Here is a 16,092-nt window from a genome sequence, read left to right on the forward strand (position 1 = left end):
GCGGCGTCCTCTACTCTGGAGCAACACACCGAACCAGGGTGTCTCGCGCGCCGCGCGAAGACCCCACGAGCAACCGAAGGAGGGTTGGCCCCATGGAGAACATCACGATGACGATCGACGCGACTCACATGTCCCGCGTCCGTTCCGTGTGCCCCGAGGCCGGCCGAGTCCTCCTCGCGGGCAGCCGTGGATGGGCCCAGGGGACCACTGTGCCCGCGCCCATCGCCACCCTCGTGATCGCCGATGCCCAGGTCCCGACGTACGTCGGCGGCTTCGGCGCCACCAAGGATCTCGCGTTCCGTCCCTTCGGAGAACCACCTGTCTAGGCCACCAGCCAGCAGGCCCTCTCCGAGGCCGCGGAACCCGATATCCGGGATCCGCGGCCTTTCTGTTTGTCCAGCGCAGCCGGTTCGTCCGAACCCAGCAGCTGGCCAGCACAGTTCTTCCGCACCACGCCGAGCAGGAAGAAGCACCACCGAGATGGAGCACGACACCGAAGAGAACGGGCCGGCCCCCGACCGGGGAGCCACCGGCCAGACGGAAACAGGGAAATCCGCCACCACCGTGGCGGGACGACGAGAGGGAGGTGACACCCGATGCATCTGAGCGCACTCCACGACCTGAACGAGCAGGCCGCGATCGCAGGCGCCGGCATCCCGTGTCGAGAGAACGACGCCGAGATGTGGTTCGCCGAGAGCCCGGCCGACGTCGAGTTCGCCAAGTCGCTGTGCCACACGTGCCCGGCCCTGGCCGCCTGCCTCGCAGGCGCGCTCGAGCGGTCCGAGCCGTGGGGCGTGTGGGGCGGTGAGCTCTTCGTCCAGGGGGTCGTCGTCGCACGCAAGCGGCCCAGGGGCCGGCCGCGCAAGAACCCGGTCGCCGCCTGATGACGTCCATGACGCTCGTCCAGAACACCGACGGGGGACCCGCAGAGGTGATCGCGGGGTCAGCCGCAGGAGCTGACCCCGCGGGACCGATCGGGCCCGCCGACACCACAGACATCCACCTTTCACACGACAGGAGCCACACCATGTTCCAGGCCTTGTACGCCGACCTGGCGCGCGCGCATCGAACGCGTCGCCAACGGGAGTACCAGCGCCGGCTCGAGGCGCAGGCGCAGCAGGAGATGCTGCTCGCCATGCCTCGAATGCTGGCCCGGTGACCCCCGCACCCGAACCCGCCGGGACCTTCCGCTCTGGAGGCCGTCCCGGCGGGTTCCTTGGTTTCCCGGGGCAGTCGAGGGCGCACGACACGCGGGCGCCGCGGCGCCGTCGCCAGCGTGTCGTGCGCTCTCGACTGGCTATCGTCCGGACATGTCCCGCGAAGCAGTCGTCAAGTCCCTGACCACCCCAGACCTGGCTGCCGTCGTCGACCTCGTGGTGTGGGTGGAGGACGACGTCGCGCACGCCGCGAACCACCTCGGCACCGTGCGGCTGCACGACGACGGCACCCACGAGGTGCTCTCGGGGATCGACCCGGTCGCGGACGAGGACCCGATGGCGTTCCTGCCCTACGACGCCGAGGTCGCCGGCGCCGGTCCGCGGGTGTCCACCGACAACGCCTACCCGTATGCCGCCCGACGGATCCGCTCGTTGTTCGGCGACCCGGACCGCAGCCCCGACGTGGCCGTCGTGCACACCCCGCGGCACTGGTTCGTCGACGAGGGCGGTCACGTCGGCGAGCACGGATCCCTCGACGTCATCCAGTCCCGGGCGCCCCTCGTCCTCTCGGGCCCCGGGGTCCGCCGGCTCGGCGTCGTCGACGAGCACGCCCGCCTCGTCGACGTGGCGCCGACCCTCGCCGTCCTCTCGGGGGTGCCCGAGGAGGACCTGCGCGACGCGGACGGTGCCGCGCTCGACGGGCGTGCCCTCACCGCATACCTCGAGGCTCCGGAGGCAAGACGGCGGCCTCGGGTCGTGGGCATCCTCTGGGACGGCGCCCACTGTGGTGACCTGCTGCACCTCGCCGAGACCGGTCACCTGCCCGGGGTCGCGCGGCTGCTGGAGCGGGGTCTGGCCCTGCGCGGGGGAGCGGTGGCCGAGTTCCCGAGCGTCACGCTCACCAACCACACCTCGATCCTCACCGGGGTGGGGCCCGGACGGCACGGGGTGCTGGGCAACGTCTACTACGACCGGGCCCTGCAGGAACGAGTGGTGCCCAATGACGCCGAGACCTGGCACCGCAGCGCCGAGTGGCTGCGTCCCGGCGCGCGGACCGTGTTCGAGATGGTGAACGACCATGTGCCGCAAGGTGACTCGCCTCGCACGGCGAGTGTCGACGAGGCGATCGACCGCGGCGCCGACTACGGCACCATGGCGCTGCTCAGGGCGGCTGGTGGCTTCGAGTCGGCCACCAGTGGCATGGGCGACCTGCTCCCCGACCCAGCGGAGTCGCCGTTCCTGCGCGACCCCGCCCACCTGGACGACGCGTACTTCCGCTGGGGCGTGCAGGTCGACGACCTGGGCCTGCAGCAGGTGCTCCAGCTCTGGGAGACGCCCGAGGAGGCGCCGACCCTGACCTGGTGGGCCAACGTCGTCACCGATGCCGGGCACCACGGCGGCGGCCCTCGATCGGAGCTGGCGCGCGACTCACTGCGGCAGAGCGATGCCCGCCTGGTCGCGTTCCTCGACCACCTCGACGGGCTCGGGGTCCTCGACGAGGTGACCTTCCTGCTCACCGCCGACCACGGCTTCGAGGGGGCGGACCCCAGCGTGACCGGTTCCTGGAAGCCGGCCCTCGACGCGCTCGGCATCCCCTATCGCGACGAGGGCCCGGGGTTCGTCTACCTGCTCTGAGTGACTGGCGGCCCGCTGCTGCAGGGATGTCCGATCGGAGCGAAAACCTGCCCTCCGCACCTGCAGGTCTCCGTCCGAATGGACGGTCACCTGCCGGGTTAGGCTGGCCGCATGGCCACGCAGATCCGCATCGCCCAGGACGAGGCAGCCGACGAGGTGCTGAGCAACGACCCGTTCGCCCTGCTCGTGGGGATGTTGCTCGACCAGCAGTACCCGATGGAGCATGCGTTCCGCGGACCGTGGAAGATCCTCGACCGGTTCGGGACGTTGGCTCCCGACGCGATCGCCGCGGCCGAGCCCGAGGCGTTCGCCGAGCTGTGCGCCACCCCTCCGGCGATCCACCGCTATGGCCGGTCGATGGCGGGCCGGGTGCAGCAGCTGGCGACGGTGGTCCGCGACCAGTACGACGGGCGGGCCGAGTCGATCTGGACCGAGGCCTCCGACGCCCGTGACCTGGTCGCCCGGCTCAAGGCGCTCCCCGGCTTCGGCGACCAGAAGGCCCGCATCTTTGCCGCCCTGGTCGGCAAGCAGCTCGACGTGCGGCCGGCAGGGTGGCAGGAGGCGATCGGCCCCTACGCCGAGGACGGCTCGTACCGGTCGGTGGCCGACGTCGTGGATGCGGCGTCGCTGGCCAAGGTGCGCGAGTTCAAGCAGGCTGCCAAGGCCGCGGCGAAGGCCAAGGACGCCGCGCTCACCAGGAAGTGACCGTGGCCGACCACGAAGCCGGCGATCCCGGTGCCCCGTCGGCGCGAGCGGCCAGCGCGCCGCCCGTGTGCGCCACCTGCGGCACGACGGCGGACGACCCCGCTCTGGCGGCGATCACCTGGACCCGTGGCACCGAGAACGCCCGCGAGGTCTGGACCTGCGACCGGTGCAGCCGCGAGCACCTGCGCAGCATCGAGGGCAAGCTCGACTCTGCCTGGTGGTGAGCCGACCTCTGGCCACTCGTGCGGGGTGAGAGCGCTCCCGGGCCAGCCGCACCCGGCACCGTTGGCCAGAAGTGGGGAGAGGCGTCAGGCGACGGGCGGTGGCAGGTGCCGCAGCTGCATACCCGGCATGTGGTCGACCACGATCTGGCGAGCCGGCACGGTGCCACCGAGCTGGCACAGCACCCCGATCCCACCCAGCCACACGCGGTGGATCAGGAGGTAGGACGGCGGCAGGTTGAGCTTCATGCCGACGAGGAACTCGGGGCGTCGGACGTCGTTGACGTGGGCCGCGACGCCACGCAGCCACGGGCGGCTGAAGGTGAACTCGGCGTGGGTCAGCGGCTCGATGAAGGGCTGGAGGTAGTCGAGCAGCGCCTCGGCGTCGAGCGACATCGACGGCTTGATGAACCCTTCACCCCGCAGCCCCTTCTCCAGCTCGCTCGCCTCGCCACGCAGGGCCGCGCCGACGAGGGAGCCCATCGCCGCGGGGAGCCCGTCGGGCAGCCGGTTGACCGCTCCGTAGTCGATCACCCCCAGCCGGCCGTCCGGCAGCAGCCGGAAGTTGCCCGGGTGCGGGTCGGCGTGCAGCAGGCCGGCACGGGCGGGCCCGACGAGCAGGAAGGCCATGTAGCGCTCGGCGGCGGCATCGCGCTGCTCGGGGGTGCCTGAGGCGACGATCCGCGACAGCGGGATGCCCTCCATCCACTCGGAGACGATGACGTGCTCGCTGTGCACCAGCACGTCGGGCACCGCGAACTCCGGGTCGTCCCGGAACGCCTTCGCGAAGGTGCGCTGGTTGGAGGCCTCGAGGTTGTAGTCGAGCTCCTCGGACATCCGTGACTTGAGCTCGTCGGTGATCGGCTTGATGTCCATGCCGGGGATCCAGCCGCCGGCCAGCCGGGCGACGCGGGCCAGCTGGTTGAGGTCGGAGAGCAGGGCCTTGCCGGCACCGGGGTACTGGATCTTGACGGCGACCTCTCGCCCGTCGCGCCAGACCGCCTTGTGCACCTGGCCGATCGACGCGGCGGCGGCCGGGGTGTCGTCGAAGGACTGGAACTTCGAGGTCCGCCAGCGCGGCCCCAGCTCCTCGGCGAGCACCTTGTGCACGGTGGCGGCAGGGAGCGGGGGAGCGGCCTCCTGGAGCTTGGTGAGGGTGGCGCGGTAGGGGCCGGCCATCTCCTCGGGCAGGGCGGCTTCCATCACCGACATCGCCTGTCCGAACTTCATCGCCCCGCCCTTGAGCTCGCCGAGCACCTTGAAGAGCTGGTCGGCGGTGCGGGCCTGCAGCTCCGCGGCGACGGCCTCGGCGGGTTTGCCCCCCACCCGCTTGCCCAGGCCCACGGCGGTGCGCCCGGCGAAGCCCAGCGGCAGGCTCGCGAGGCGGGCCGTGCGGGTGACGGCGCGGCGCGGGAGGTCGTTCACCCCGCCATTCTCACCTGTGCCGACGTCTCACCGTCAGCGGGTCGCCGAGACCGACCCGATCCGGCGCCGCAGCCACACCTCGGGTGCGGGGTCCACTGGCGCTGTCGGGCGGCCGGCCAGGGGAGCGCGAACTCCAGCGAGCGACCGGTCGGGAGCGGCTGCCCGGCGAGCACCGACAGCGCCACCATCGCTGTCGCGGCAGCGGTGACTGCCACCAGCGACGTCTCGCCACTGACCTCGGGTCCGGCTCCCACGACGACGGGCACGAGCTGGCCGAGCAGGGCCGGCCAGCCGGGATCCAGGTCGGCCCGGGCGAGGTCGAGGCAGCGCAGGCACGGCCCGCCGGGCTCGACCACCGGCCCCACGGCCGACTCGAGCCCGTGCAGCACGACCGGGAGGACGGGTATGCCGCGGGCCCGCCAGGGCGCGCCCGCGGCCGGGTCGACGGCGCCCCGCCCGATCACGACGACGAGGGCGGGCGTGAGGGTCCGGTCGGCGTCCGCCACCGCCCAGTCGTCGCCGGCCGCGGCCCCCTGCCACACCGACCCCACCCCGGCCCGCCGCAGCTGGTCGGCCACCGCCCGGGGCAGCTCGCCCTGCCCCACGACCAGCAGGTGGGCCGCGGCGCGGTCGGCCAGCACGGCATACCCGTGCGTGGGACCGGGGGCACGGCCGCGACCGGGGGCGAGGCGTAGCAGTGCCTCGGCCTCGTGGGCGAGCTGCCGGCGCCCCTCGACCGGCAGGGCGGACACGTCCGCATCGATGACCAGGCGGTGTGCGGCGAGGAGCTCGAGCAGCTCCCGACCGCTCGTGGTGCGCAGGGCGACGGGGAGGTCGCGGGTGCCGTCGAGCTGCTCCAGGGCCTCCACCTCGGGGCGGCTCAGACCCTCGAGCACGACGGCGTGGCCGGGATCGGTGCCGAACTGGACGCACCCGGACCCGCGGCGCAGCACCGGCCACAGTGTCTTGAACAGCACTCGTCCGGTCACGTCGCCCAATCTGGCACAGCCGGCCGGCGGGTCAGGGCCGCCGTCCACAGGTCCCACAGACGCCGCGAGGGGCGGATCCGACCAGTGGTCGGACCCGCCCCTCGCGTGGGGAAGGCCTGGGGTCAGGCCTTGCCGAGAATGCGGTTGAGGTTGGTGCCGCAGACGGGGCACACACCCTTGGCCATGCGGCGACCGTTGGTCTCCACGACACGGCCCTCGGCCTCGCGCTTCTCCTTGCACTTCACGCAGTAGAACTCGCCCTTGTAGGTCTCTTCAGCCATCGCCATGTCTCCTTTGTTCACGGCACACGGTGCGCCGTCGGACTTCGGCCAACTTAGACCATGCTGAGCACAAAATCGCGCAAGGGGGGTGTGTGCGTCGTGCTCAGGGCCCACCCCTAGTCTTCGGCCCATGAGCACGCTGCCGTGGTGGGAGACCGAGTTCGAGGACCTGCGGGTGGAGTCCAGGGAGGCCTCCGGACGTCGGATCGCCGTCGTGACCCTCGACCTGCCGCAGCGGCGCAACTCGATGAGCACTCCGATGACCGCGTCATGGGTGAGGCTGATGGGGTTGCTGAGCACGGATGAGGCGCTTGCGGCGGTGGTCGTCACCGGTGCGGCACCGGCGTTCAGCGGCGGCGGTGACCTGTCGTGGATCGTCAAGGACCCCGATGCGCCGGTCAGCGAGCTGCGCGACCGCATGCTCCGCTTCTACCGGTCGTGGCTCTCGATCCGTGATCTCGAGGTCCCGACGATCGCTGCGGTCAACGGCGCGGCGATCGGCGCCGGGTTCGCCGTCGCGCTGGCCTGCGACCTGCGGTATGCCGCCGCGGACGCCCGGATCGGGGTGCCGTTCACCTCCTTGGGCCTGCACCCCGGCATGGCCACGACGTGGTCGCTGCCCGACGTCGCGGGCCACGCGGTCGCCCGCGACCTGCTGCTCACCGGCCGGGTCGTGACGGGGGCCGAGGCGGCCCAGCTGGGCCTGGTGTCCCGGGCGCTGCCCGTGGACGAGGTGCTGCCCGAGGCCGTCGCCGCAGCCGAGCGGATCGCCGCCGCCGCACCCGTCGCCACGCGGTTGACGCTCCAGGCGCTGCGCGACGGCGGGCACGCGACCTTCGAGGACGCCCTGCAGTGGGAGGCGCTGGCCCAGGCCGTCACCCTGGCGACCGAGGACCTGCACGAGGGCATCGCGGCGGCGGCGGCCAAGCGGCAGCCCACCTTCCAGGGCCGCTGACCCTTGCCGACTTCTGGCCACCCACGCCCGATGGTGGCCCGGATGAGGCGGTCTGGTGCAGCACCGGTGGCCAGAAGTCGGAGGCTCTAGGGTCGGGACATGGACTTCTCCCTGTCTCCCCGGGCGGCCGACCTGCGCGACCGCGTCCGCGCGTTCCTCGACACCGAGATCGTGCCCGTCGAGGCGGCTGTCGAGGAGGACATCCGCAGCCGGCGCGAGAGTGGCGGTGACCCGTGGACGCCATCGCCGGTGATCAAGGAGCTCCAGGCCAAGGCCCGCGCCCAGGGGCTCTGGAACCTGTTCCTGCCCCAGGAGCACGCCGGTCGGTATGCCGCGGACTTCGGCACCGATGGCGGCGAGGGCCTGTCCAACGTCGACTACGCGCCGGTGGCCGAGGTGATGGGGCGCTCGGCGCTCGCTCCGCTGGTCTTCAACAGCAACGCCCCCGACACCGGCAACATGGAGGTGCTGCTGCGCTACGGCACGCCCGAGCAGCAGCGCGAGTGGCTCGAGCCGATGCTCGACGCGCGGATCCGCAGTGCGTTCTGCATGACCGAGCCCGAGGTCGCCTCCTCCGACGCGACCAACATGGCCGCCACGGCGGTGGTCGACGGCGACGAGGTGGTCATCAACGGCCGCAAGTGGTTCTCCACCGGGGTCGGCAACCCCGAGTGCCAGATCCTGGTCTTCATGGGGCTGTCGGACCCCGACGCCGACCGGCACTCACGCCACACGATGGTGCTGGTCCCGCGTGACACCCCTGGCGTGCGCGTCGACCGGATGCTGTCGACGATGGGCTACCACGACGAGCCGCTCGGCCACGGTGAGGTGTCCTTCACCGACGTGCGGGTGCCGGTCGCCAACATCCTGCTGGGCCGGGGCCGCGCCTACGAGATCGCGCAGGGCCGGCTCGGACCGGGGCGGGTGCACCACTGCATGCGGGCGATCGGGCTCGCCGAGCGCTCGCTCGAGCTGGCCTGCGAGCGCGCCCTGGCCCGCACCGCGTTCGGCAAGCCGATCGCGAAGCTGGGTGGCAACCTCGAGCGGATCGCCGACGCGCGGATCGCCATCAACCGCTCCCGCCTGCTGGTCATGCACGCCGCGTGGCTGCTCGACCAGGGGATGTCGCCGGCAGCGATGTCCGCCGTGAGCGAGATCAAGGTCGAGGTCCCCACCATGGCGCTCGACGTCATCGACCTGGCGATCCAGCTGCACGGTGGTGGCGGGATGACGACCGACTTCCCGTTGGCCGCCGCATGGGTGGGCGCGCGGTCACTGCGGCTCGCCGACGGCCCGGACGAGGTGCACCGCGGCGTCGTGGGCCGCATCGAGCTCGGGAAGCACCAGTGAGCCGCCGGGTCCTCGTGACCGGCGGCGCGTCCGGGCTGGGGGCGGCGCTGGTGCAGGCCTTCCGCGCAGCCGGGGACGACGTGCTCGTCACCGACGTCCACGACGCCGAGGGCGTCGAGCTCGTCCTCGACATCACGTCGGACGACGACTGGGCCGCGGCCCTCGCGCAGGTCGAGGCGAGATGGGGTGGGCTCGACATCCTCGTCAACAACGCCGGCATCGCCGGAGGCGGGCGGATCGAGCTGTCGACCATCGAGGAGTGGCAGCGGATCATCGACGTCAACCTCCTCGGGGTGGTCCGCGGCACCCAGACCTTCACCCCTCTCTTCAAGCGGCAGGGCTCCGGTCACGTGGTCAACGTCGCCTCTCTCGCGGGGCTCGTCCACGCCGCCGGCATGGGGTCCTACAACGCCGTCAAGGCCGCGGTGGTCGCCTTCACCGAGACCACTGGTCACGAGCTGCATCCCTTTGGTGTCAAGGCATCCGCGGTCTGTCCGTCCTACTTCAAGACCAACCTGCTGAGCTCGATGCGTGGCTCCGACCGTCGGGTGGGTGCGGTCGTGGCAGGCATGATCGAGCGGGCCGCCCTGACGGCCGACGAGGTGGCGGCGGCTGTGCTGCAAGGGATCGCCGATGGTGACGACGTCATCGTCCCCGACGAGCCGGCGCGCCAGGCCTTCGCCCTCAAGTGGGGTGACCGCGCCGCATACGACGCGATGATGCGGCACCAGGCGGCCCGGCTGGCGGAGGACGCGTGAGCGAGGCCACCGGCGCCAGGCCGGTGCGCGCCGAGGACGCCTTCGACGTGGACGCGGCGGTCCGGTGGCTGCGCACCCACGCCGACGACCGGTATGCCGCCGGGCTGGCGGGGGAGCCCGAGGTCCTGCAGTTCTCGGGTGGCGCCTCCAACCTCACCTACCTGCTCCGGTTTCCCAAGCTCGACCTCGTCCTTCGGCGCGGTCCCAGAGGCACCAAGGCGCAGGGCGCCCACGACATGGGCCGCGAGCACCGCATCCAGGCCGCGCTGGGTCCGGTCTTCCCCTACGTGGCGACGATGGTCGCGAGGTGCGACGACCCATCGGTGCTGGGCTCGGACTTCTACGTGATGGAGCGCCTGGTCGGCACCGTGCCCCGCCGCGAGATGCCCGTCGAGCTCTCGCCCACCCAGGCGACCAGCCTCTGCGAGTCGATGCTCGACGTCCTCGTCGAGCTGCACTCGGTCGCCCCTGCCGCAGCCGGTCTCGACACCCTCGGCAAGGGGGCGGGCTACGTGCACCGGCAGGTCGAGGGCTGGTCGACCCGCTACCGCCGCGCCCACACCGAGGGGCAGCCCGACCTCGAGCGGGCGATGACCTGGCTCGACGAGCACCAGCCTGCCGACGTGGGCAGCTGCGTGATCCACAACGACTACAAGCTCGACAACCTCGTGCTCGACCCGCACGACCCCACCCGCATCGTCGGCATCCTCGACTGGGAGATGGCCACCGTCGGCGACCCGCTGATGGATCTCGGCGCCGGTCTCGCCTACTGGGTGCAGGGCGACGACGACCCCGACTTCCAGAGCTTCCGCCGGGTGCCCACCCACCTGCCCGGCATGCTCACCCGGGCCGAGATGATCGCGGGCTACGGCGAGCGCGCGGGTCGCACGGTCAGCGGCGACGACTCGGTCTTCTACGAGGCGTACGGCGTCTTCCGCCTCGCGGTCATCGCGCAGCAGATCTTCTACCGCTACGCCAACGGCCAGACCACGAACGACGCGTATGCGGCGTTCGGCCCGGCCGTCCATGTCCTCGACCGCCGCTTGGCCCGCCTGCTCGCCTGACCCCGCGTCCGTCCCGGCGCGGGTCACCGGCGTTGTCGGCCCGCTCACCTATCGTGGTGGACATGGGGAGTCCAGAGGTCGAGGTCCGGCGCAGTCGCAAGCGCCGCCGCACCGTGAGTGCCTACCGCGAGGGCGGCCGCACCATCGTGCTCATCCCCGCGCGGTTCACCAAGGCCGAGGAGCGGCAGTGGGTCGACACGATGCTGGAGCGGCTGGCTGCTGGTGACAAGAAGCGGCGGCCCAGCGACGCCCAGCTGCGCACCCGCTCGGCCGAGCTCTCGCAGCGCTACCTCGGGGGCCAGGCCAAGCCGACGAGCATCCGCTGGGTGACCAACCAGAACTCGCGCTGGGGGTCCTGCACCCCGGCGGACGGCACGATCCGCATCTCGACGAGGGTCCGCGGCATGCCGGGGTTCGTCCTCGACTACGTCATCCTGCACGAGCTGGCCCACCTGCTGTCGCCGGGCCACGGACCGGACTTCTGGCGGCTCCTGCAGGGCTACCCCAAGCTCGAGCGCGCCCGCGGCTACCTCGAGGGCGTCGCGGCGACCGCCGGGCTCGACCTGTCCGACGGCGAGACCGAGACCGGCGAGACCGAGGTCCCACAGCTGGGGCAGGCCGCGCTCGACTTCGGCCCCAGCGACTGACCCGGCCTCAGGAGAGCAGCCGCTGGGCGGCCCGCACGAGCGGACCCAGCTCGGCCTCGGTCTCCGGCGGCATCCCGTCCACCGGCCACCACGCGACGTCGAGCGACTCGTCGCTCACGGCATACGCGGCATCGGCCCCGACCACGCCGGCGAACCGGATGTCGAGGTGCTCGGCGCACCGTCCGAAGGCGGGCGCGAGCAGGTGGTGCCGGTGCAGCTCGACGATGCGGGGGTCGAGGAGGAGGTCGGGCAGCCCGCTCTCCTCCCGTGCCTCCCGGGTCGCGGCGGCCAGGACGGTGGGGTCCTGCGGCTCGAAGTGGCCGCCGAACTGCAGCCACATCCCGGCCTTCGCGTGCAGCGTGAGCAACACACGTCCGAGCGACTCGTCGAGCACGATCGCCCCGGTGGTCAGGTGTTGCGGCGGGCCCTGCTTCCACATCGCGCCCGGGTGATCACGACAGTGCTCCAGCAGCTCCTTGCGCCACGACTCCTGCTGGGCGTCGGGGGCGTCCCACCCCTCCAGCCGCGTCATCGCGTCGGCACGCAGCGCCAGGTATCCGGTGGGCACGCCGGAGGGCGCGACCGTCACCGACCGTCCTCGTCGGACGGACCCGCCTCGCCGGACCGACCGTCCCCGTCGGACGGGCCCGCCTCGCTCTCGCTGAGGAGCTGGTCGAGGGCGGCGTCGAGGTCGGCGCTCTCGGAGGTGCCGAACCGCTCGACGTAGCCGAGCGGGTCGTCGAGGTCGGCGCCGGTGGGGGCGACGTCGGGGTGACCCCAGCCGGCGTCTCGACCGTCCGCGCCGTGCTTGGCCTCGAGGGCGGCCCAGAGGTTGGCCGCGTCGCGCAGCCGGCGGGGGCGCAGCTCGAGGCCGACCAGCCCGGCGAAGGCCTTCTCGGCCGGCCCACCGGTGGCCCGGCGGCGGCGGACCGCCTCGCCGAGGGCAGCGGACTGCGGCAGGTGGTCGCGGGTGGCGCGGTCGGCGACGACGTCGACCCAGCCCTCGACCAGCGCCAGGTAGGTCTCGAGCCGGGCCAGGGCGGCCCGCTGGGCCGGACTCGGGTCGGGCCGGAAGAGCTGGTCCTGGAGCGCCGACTGGAGCGCGGTGGCGTCACTGGCGTCGACGGACTGCAGGGCACTCTCGATCCGGTCGGTGTCGATGCTGATGTCGCGCGCGTAGTCGCGCACCGCCGCCACGAGCTGCGGTCCGATCCAGGGCACCTCGGAGAACAACCGCACCCGGGCGGCCTCGCGCACCGCCAGGTAGATGCGGACCTGGTCGAGGTCGACGCCGAGACCCTCGGCGAACGCCTCGACGTTGGCGGGGAGCAGCGCAACGGACCGGTCGGCCACGAGGGGCAGCCCGACCTCGGTGCCGCTGACCGTCTCGGTGGCCAGCGTGCCGACCGCCTGCCCGACCTGCAGCCCGAACATGGCGCCGCTCATCTTGGCCAGCACCGGCTCCATCTGCCCGAGCATCGCGGCCGGGTCGACGCCAGCCGGGAGCAGCCCCTCGGGCAAACCGCCCTCGCCCAGCTGCTGCAGCTGGGCGCGCATGGCATCGCCGACGGCGCGGCCGACTCCCTCGGCCACCGGCTCGACGAGCGTGCCCCACGTGGTCATCGTGGCCTCGACCCACTCGGCCCGGCTCCAGGCATGCGTGGAGATGCCCGGGGCCTCGAATGCGGTGACCTCGTCGAGCCAGAGCTCCGCGACCTGGACGGCCTGGGCCAGCTGACGTCGAGCCGGCTCGCCGACGACGGAGTCGCCGGCCTCGGAGACCGTCTTGCGCGCGGTGTCGGTGGCCAGCGTCAGGTTGAAGGCGTCGGTGTCGGTGCTCGCGAACATCGACTGCATCTGGCCGACCATCATCTGGAGCATCGCCGGGTCGACCTGGTCGATCCCCATGTCCTTGAGGGCCTTCGCCATCTCGGGGTCGACCTGGCCGCCGGTCAGCCGGGCCAGCACCTCCTGGATCTCGGGCGACAGGGCATCGCCGAGCGGGTCGTCGGAGGGGCGGACGGAGGCGTCGTCGTCGTCGCGGCGGTGGCCGAACTGGTCGTCGAAGTCGTCGCCGAGCTGGTCGTCGGAGTCGCGGGGTAGGTCGGGCACAACTGCTCCTCAGTGGTCCTGAGAGGATGGTCTCTCACTAGACAACCACGCGGAGGCTTCAGTGAGTTCCCCCGGGCGGGCTGGGCAGGGCACCGTTCGCTCGCGGCGTAGCGCGATCGACGTCGCAGTGATCGGCACGGCCGACCCGGCGAGTCGTGCGGTGCTGCGTGCCCTGGTGTCCGCCGCGGCCCGCGGCACCACCACCGCCCAGCCGGGTGGTGTCGACGGTGAGGCCAGGATCGGCACGGTGGTCGCGGTCGGCCCGGAGCCGGCCACCGTCGGGGGAGTGGAGCACCGTCACGCCGACCCGGCCACGCCCGGCCTGGCCGCTGCGCTCACCGGGCTGCACGCCGCGGCATACATCGCGACGAGCACCAACCTCGAGCGCGACCTGGCGCTGGGCGCGCGAGCCCGGCGCGAGCGCAACCTGCGGGTGGCGCAGACGGTGATCACCTCGGCGGCGGCCGCCGGGCTGCGCCACCTCGTCGTGGTGACGTCGGCCCAGGTCTTCGGCGCCAGCGTCGACAACCCCGTGCCCCTGGAGGACGACGCCCCGTTGCGGGCCGCCTCCGACGAGGGGCAGGTCGGCGATCTGATGGACGTCGAGCAGCTGGTGGCCGTGGCCCGTGAGGTGCACCCGGGGCTGACCATCACGGCGGTCCGCCCGGCCGCCCTCGTGGGCGACGGCGTCGACACCGTCATCACACGGCACTTCGAGGCACCGCGGCTGCTGACGCTGCGGGGCGCGGAGCCGGCCTGGCAGTTCTGCCACGTCGACGACCTCGGCTCCGCGGTCGCGCTCGTCCTGGCGCAGGGCGTCGGGGGTGCGGTCTCGGTCGGCGCCGACGGTCACCTGACGCAGCGCGACCTCGAGCGCATCACCGGGATGCGTCAGGTCGAGCTGAGCCTGGGTGCCGCCATGGGAACTGCCGACCGGCTCCACCGCGTTGGGGTGTTGCCGGCACCTGCCAGCGACCTCGCGTTCGTGGCCTTTCCCTGGGCGGTCTCCGCCCACACGCTGCGCGGTCGCGGCTGGGTGCCGGTCCACGACAACGAGACGTGCCTGGGCGTGCTCCTGGAGACGATCCGGGGGTCGCACGCAGTGGCGGCGCGCAGACTGGACCGCAAGGATGCCGCTCTGGGGGCGGCGAGTGCCGCGGTGGCCCTGGTGGGCACGGCGGCGATCATGCGGCGACGCCGCAGGAAGGGTTCGACGGCATGACCGATCCGGTCGGCGAGGTTCCAGAGCTCCACGAGCAACCCGTGGTGGCGCTCAGCGACGTCCGCGACGAGCCGTTGGGCGTCGACGAGGTGCTCCAGGCGGTGCGACACCCCCGGTGCGGGGGGATCGCGCTGTTCGTGGGGGTCGTCCGCGAGCACGACCACGGCGCCGACGTGTCGGCCCTCGACTACAGCGCCCACCCGAGCGTCACCGAGTCGCTGGCGCAGGTCTGTGCCGAGGTAGCAGGTCGGCACGACGTCGCCCGCCTGGCGGCCGTGCACCGCGTCGGCCACCTCGAGATCGGCGACGTCGCGGTCGTGGCGGCCGTGTCGGCCCCCCACCGCGGCGAGGCCTTCGAGGCCTGCCGCGACCTCATCGACACCCTGAAGGGGACCGTGCCGATCTGGAAGCACCAGCTCTTCTCCGACGGCAGTGACGAGTGGGTGGGGCTGCCGTGAGCACGGCACCGCAGACCCCCGGCACGTCGCCGTCGTCGGGACCGCTGCTGACCGACCCCCACCAGCTCAGTCGGCGCTCCGTCGCGAGCCTGATCGGCTTCTTCGTGGCCATCGCGCTCGGGGCGCTGTCGGTGATGGTGGGCCTGCCCTACGTGATCATGAAGCCCGGCCCGATCACCAACACCCTCGGCACCCTCTCCGGCAAGCAGCTGATCACCGTCTCGGGGGCGAAGACCTACCCGACCCAGGGTGCCCTCGACTTCACCACCGTGCGCATCGCCGGAGGGCCGGGCTACCGCGTGACCGTCTGGGACCTGCTCACCGCAGCGATCCGCCCGAGCGAGGACGTCGTCGACGAGGAGCTCTACTTCCCCAAGGGGATCACCGGCAAGCAGGTCGAGGAGGAGAGCACCGCCGAGATGGTCGACTCCCAGCAGGAAGCGATCGCGGTCGCACTGAAGGCGGTCGGCCAGAAGGTCACCGAGCACGTCGTGGTCGCCCAGGTCGCCAAGGACGCCCCCTCGGCCAGCCTGATCAAGGCGGGCGACGAGATCGTCTCGGTCGACGGCAAGGCCATCGCCGACTCCGCCGGCGTGCGGGACGGCGTCGGTGCGCACAAGCCCGGCGAGACCGTCGCGCTCGGGCTGGTCCGGGACGGCAAGCCGGTCACGGTGCGCGCCACCACCCGGGAGTCGGACGGCCGCGCGACGGTGGGGGTCTTCCTCGGCATCCGCTTCGAGTTCCCGGTGGACGTCAAGATCAACGCCGGCGACGTCGGAGGACCGTCCGCCGGCACGATGTTCTCGCTCGCCGTCTACGACACGCTCACGCCCGGAGCGCTGACCGGCGGCCAGCAGATCGCCGGCACCGGCACGATGAGCTCCGAGGGCAAGGTCGGCCCCATCGGCGGCATCCGCCAGAAGCTGGTCGGCGCACACGACGGTGGTGCCCGGTGGTTCCTCGCCCCGGCCGAGAACTGCGACGAGGTCGTCGACCACGTGCCCGACGGCCTGCGGGTGGTCAGGATCGCGACCTTCGACGAGGCCAGGACCGCGGTCGAGGCGATCGCCGCCAAGCGGGCCGACTCGCTGCCCACCTGCACGAAGTAGAGAG

The 16,092-nt window shown here is 72.4% G+C and carries 19 protein-coding genes; 14 read left to right on the forward strand and 5 right to left on the reverse strand.

Annotation, left to right across the window (positions count from 1 at the left end; translation table 11 throughout):
- Positions 1-92: 92 nt before the first annotated feature.
- The 6 genes from BLQ34_RS00800 to BLQ34_RS00825 all read left to right on the forward strand — a co-directional run bounded on the left by BLQ34_RS00800 (position 93) and on the right by BLQ34_RS00825 (position 3,721).
- A complete protein-coding gene (locus BLQ34_RS00800; RefSeq protein WP_091780207.1) occupies positions 93-326 on the forward strand; it encodes a hypothetical protein in 234 nt (77 codons plus the stop codon).
- A gap of 270 nt (positions 327-596) precedes the next feature.
- Positions 597-884 (forward strand): WhiB family transcriptional regulator, encoded by a 288-nt coding sequence (locus BLQ34_RS00805; RefSeq protein ID WP_091780210.1) that lies wholly within the window; start codon positions 597-599, stop codon positions 882-884.
- A gap of 143 nt (positions 885-1,027) precedes the next feature.
- Positions 1,028-1,159: a hypothetical protein gene (locus BLQ34_RS19390; protein WP_269457309.1), complete on the forward strand. Its 132-nt coding sequence runs from the start codon at positions 1,028-1,030 to the stop codon at positions 1,157-1,159.
- Between the two features lie 151 nt (positions 1,160-1,310).
- Complete coding sequence (locus tag BLQ34_RS00815) at positions 1,311-2,792, forward strand: alkaline phosphatase family protein (protein WP_091780216.1); 1,482 nt, start codon at positions 1,311-1,313, stop codon at positions 2,790-2,792.
- Between the two features lie 111 nt (positions 2,793-2,903).
- Positions 2,904-3,497, forward strand: coding sequence for an HhH-GPD-type base excision DNA repair protein (locus BLQ34_RS00820; RefSeq protein WP_091780219.1), 594 nt, complete (start codon positions 2,904-2,906; stop codon positions 3,495-3,497).
- 2 nt (positions 3,498-3,499) lie between these two features.
- Positions 3,500-3,721, forward strand: coding sequence for a hypothetical protein (locus tag BLQ34_RS00825; protein WP_157692838.1), 222 nt, complete (start codon positions 3,500-3,502; stop codon positions 3,719-3,721).
- Between the two features lie 84 nt (positions 3,722-3,805).
- Here BLQ34_RS00825 and BLQ34_RS00830 read toward each other — a convergent pair whose 3' ends face one another.
- From BLQ34_RS00830 to BLQ34_RS18960, 3 genes are all read right to left on the reverse strand, one after another.
- A complete protein-coding gene (locus tag BLQ34_RS00830) occupies positions 3,806-5,143 on the reverse strand; it encodes an ABC1 kinase family protein (RefSeq protein WP_091780225.1) in 1,338 nt (445 codons plus the stop codon).
- Positions 5,140-6,132 carry a hypothetical protein gene (locus BLQ34_RS00835; protein ID WP_157692839.1) on the reverse strand — a complete coding sequence of 331 codons (993 nt, stop codon included), beginning with the start codon at positions 6,130-6,132 and terminating at the stop codon, positions 5,140-5,142. Before BLQ34_RS00835 ends, BLQ34_RS00830 begins: the two co-directional genes overlap by 4 nt.
- 122 nt (positions 6,133-6,254) lie before the next feature.
- Entirely contained in the window at positions 6,255-6,413 is a 159-nt protein-coding gene (locus BLQ34_RS18960; RefSeq protein ID WP_091788997.1) for a DUF5679 domain-containing protein, read from the reverse strand.
- A gap of 130 nt (positions 6,414-6,543) precedes the next feature.
- Here BLQ34_RS18960 and BLQ34_RS00845 point away from each other — a divergent pair, with 130 nt between their 5' ends.
- From BLQ34_RS00845 to BLQ34_RS00865, 5 genes are all read left to right on the forward strand, one after another.
- Positions 6,544-7,368, forward strand: coding sequence for an enoyl-CoA hydratase/isomerase family protein (locus BLQ34_RS00845; RefSeq protein WP_091780231.1), 825 nt, complete (start codon positions 6,544-6,546; stop codon positions 7,366-7,368).
- Positions 7,369-7,467: 99 nt separating this feature from the next.
- Positions 7,468-8,718 carry an acyl-CoA dehydrogenase family protein gene (locus tag BLQ34_RS00850; protein ID WP_091780233.1) on the forward strand — a complete coding sequence of 417 codons (1,251 nt, stop codon included), beginning with the start codon at positions 7,468-7,470 and terminating at the stop codon, positions 8,716-8,718.
- Complete coding sequence (locus tag BLQ34_RS00855; RefSeq protein ID WP_231961377.1) at positions 8,715-9,476, forward strand: SDR family NAD(P)-dependent oxidoreductase; 762 nt, start codon at positions 8,715-8,717, stop codon at positions 9,474-9,476. Before BLQ34_RS00850 ends, BLQ34_RS00855 begins: the two co-directional genes overlap by 4 nt.
- A complete protein-coding gene (locus BLQ34_RS00860) occupies positions 9,473-10,540 on the forward strand; it encodes a phosphotransferase family protein (RefSeq protein ID WP_091780239.1) in 1,068 nt (355 codons plus the stop codon). The genes BLQ34_RS00855 and BLQ34_RS00860 overlap by 4 nt, the downstream gene beginning before the upstream one ends.
- Before the next feature lie 62 nt (positions 10,541-10,602).
- Positions 10,603-11,187, forward strand: a complete 585-nt coding sequence (locus tag BLQ34_RS00865; RefSeq protein ID WP_091780241.1) for a M48 metallopeptidase family protein — start codon at positions 10,603-10,605, stop codon at positions 11,185-11,187.
- Positions 11,188-11,194: 7 nt separating this feature from the next.
- On the opposite strand, the gene BLQ34_RS00870 is transcribed toward BLQ34_RS00865, so the two are convergent.
- Together BLQ34_RS00870 and BLQ34_RS00875 are read right to left on the reverse strand one after the other, a co-directional pair.
- Positions 11,195-11,776 (reverse strand): NUDIX hydrolase, encoded by a 582-nt coding sequence (locus BLQ34_RS00870; RefSeq protein WP_231961378.1) that lies wholly within the window; start codon positions 11,774-11,776, stop codon positions 11,195-11,197.
- A complete protein-coding gene (locus BLQ34_RS00875) occupies positions 11,773-13,299 on the reverse strand; it encodes a zinc-dependent metalloprotease (protein WP_231961379.1) in 1,527 nt (508 codons plus the stop codon). Before BLQ34_RS00875 ends, BLQ34_RS00870 begins: the two co-directional genes overlap by 4 nt.
- A 61-nt stretch (positions 13,300-13,360) precedes the next feature.
- Here BLQ34_RS00875 and BLQ34_RS00880 point away from each other — a divergent pair, with 61 nt between their 5' ends.
- Genes BLQ34_RS00880 through BLQ34_RS00890 form a run of 3 tightly spaced genes read left to right on the forward strand, consistent with a single transcriptional unit; the run spans position 13,361 to position 16,088 of the window.
- Positions 13,361-14,521, forward strand: coding sequence for an NAD-dependent epimerase/dehydratase family protein (locus BLQ34_RS00880; protein WP_091780244.1), 1,161 nt, complete (start codon positions 13,361-13,363; stop codon positions 14,519-14,521).
- The gene (locus tag BLQ34_RS00885; protein WP_091780246.1) at positions 14,518-14,979 is read left to right on the forward strand and encodes a molybdenum cofactor biosynthesis protein MoaE; all 462 of its coding nucleotides are present in this window, start codon (positions 14,518-14,520) and stop codon (positions 14,977-14,979) included. Before BLQ34_RS00880 ends, BLQ34_RS00885 begins: the two co-directional genes overlap by 4 nt.
- Positions 14,976-16,088, forward strand: coding sequence for a YlbL family protein (locus tag BLQ34_RS00890; protein ID WP_231961380.1), 1,113 nt, complete (start codon positions 14,976-14,978; stop codon positions 16,086-16,088). The genes BLQ34_RS00885 and BLQ34_RS00890 overlap by 4 nt, the downstream gene beginning before the upstream one ends.
- Positions 16,089-16,092: the final 4 nt, after the last annotated feature.

This window comes from Pedococcus dokdonensis (assembly GCF_900104525.1).
GTDB lineage: Bacteria > Actinomycetota > Actinomycetes > Actinomycetales > Dermatophilaceae > Pedococcus > Pedococcus dokdonensis.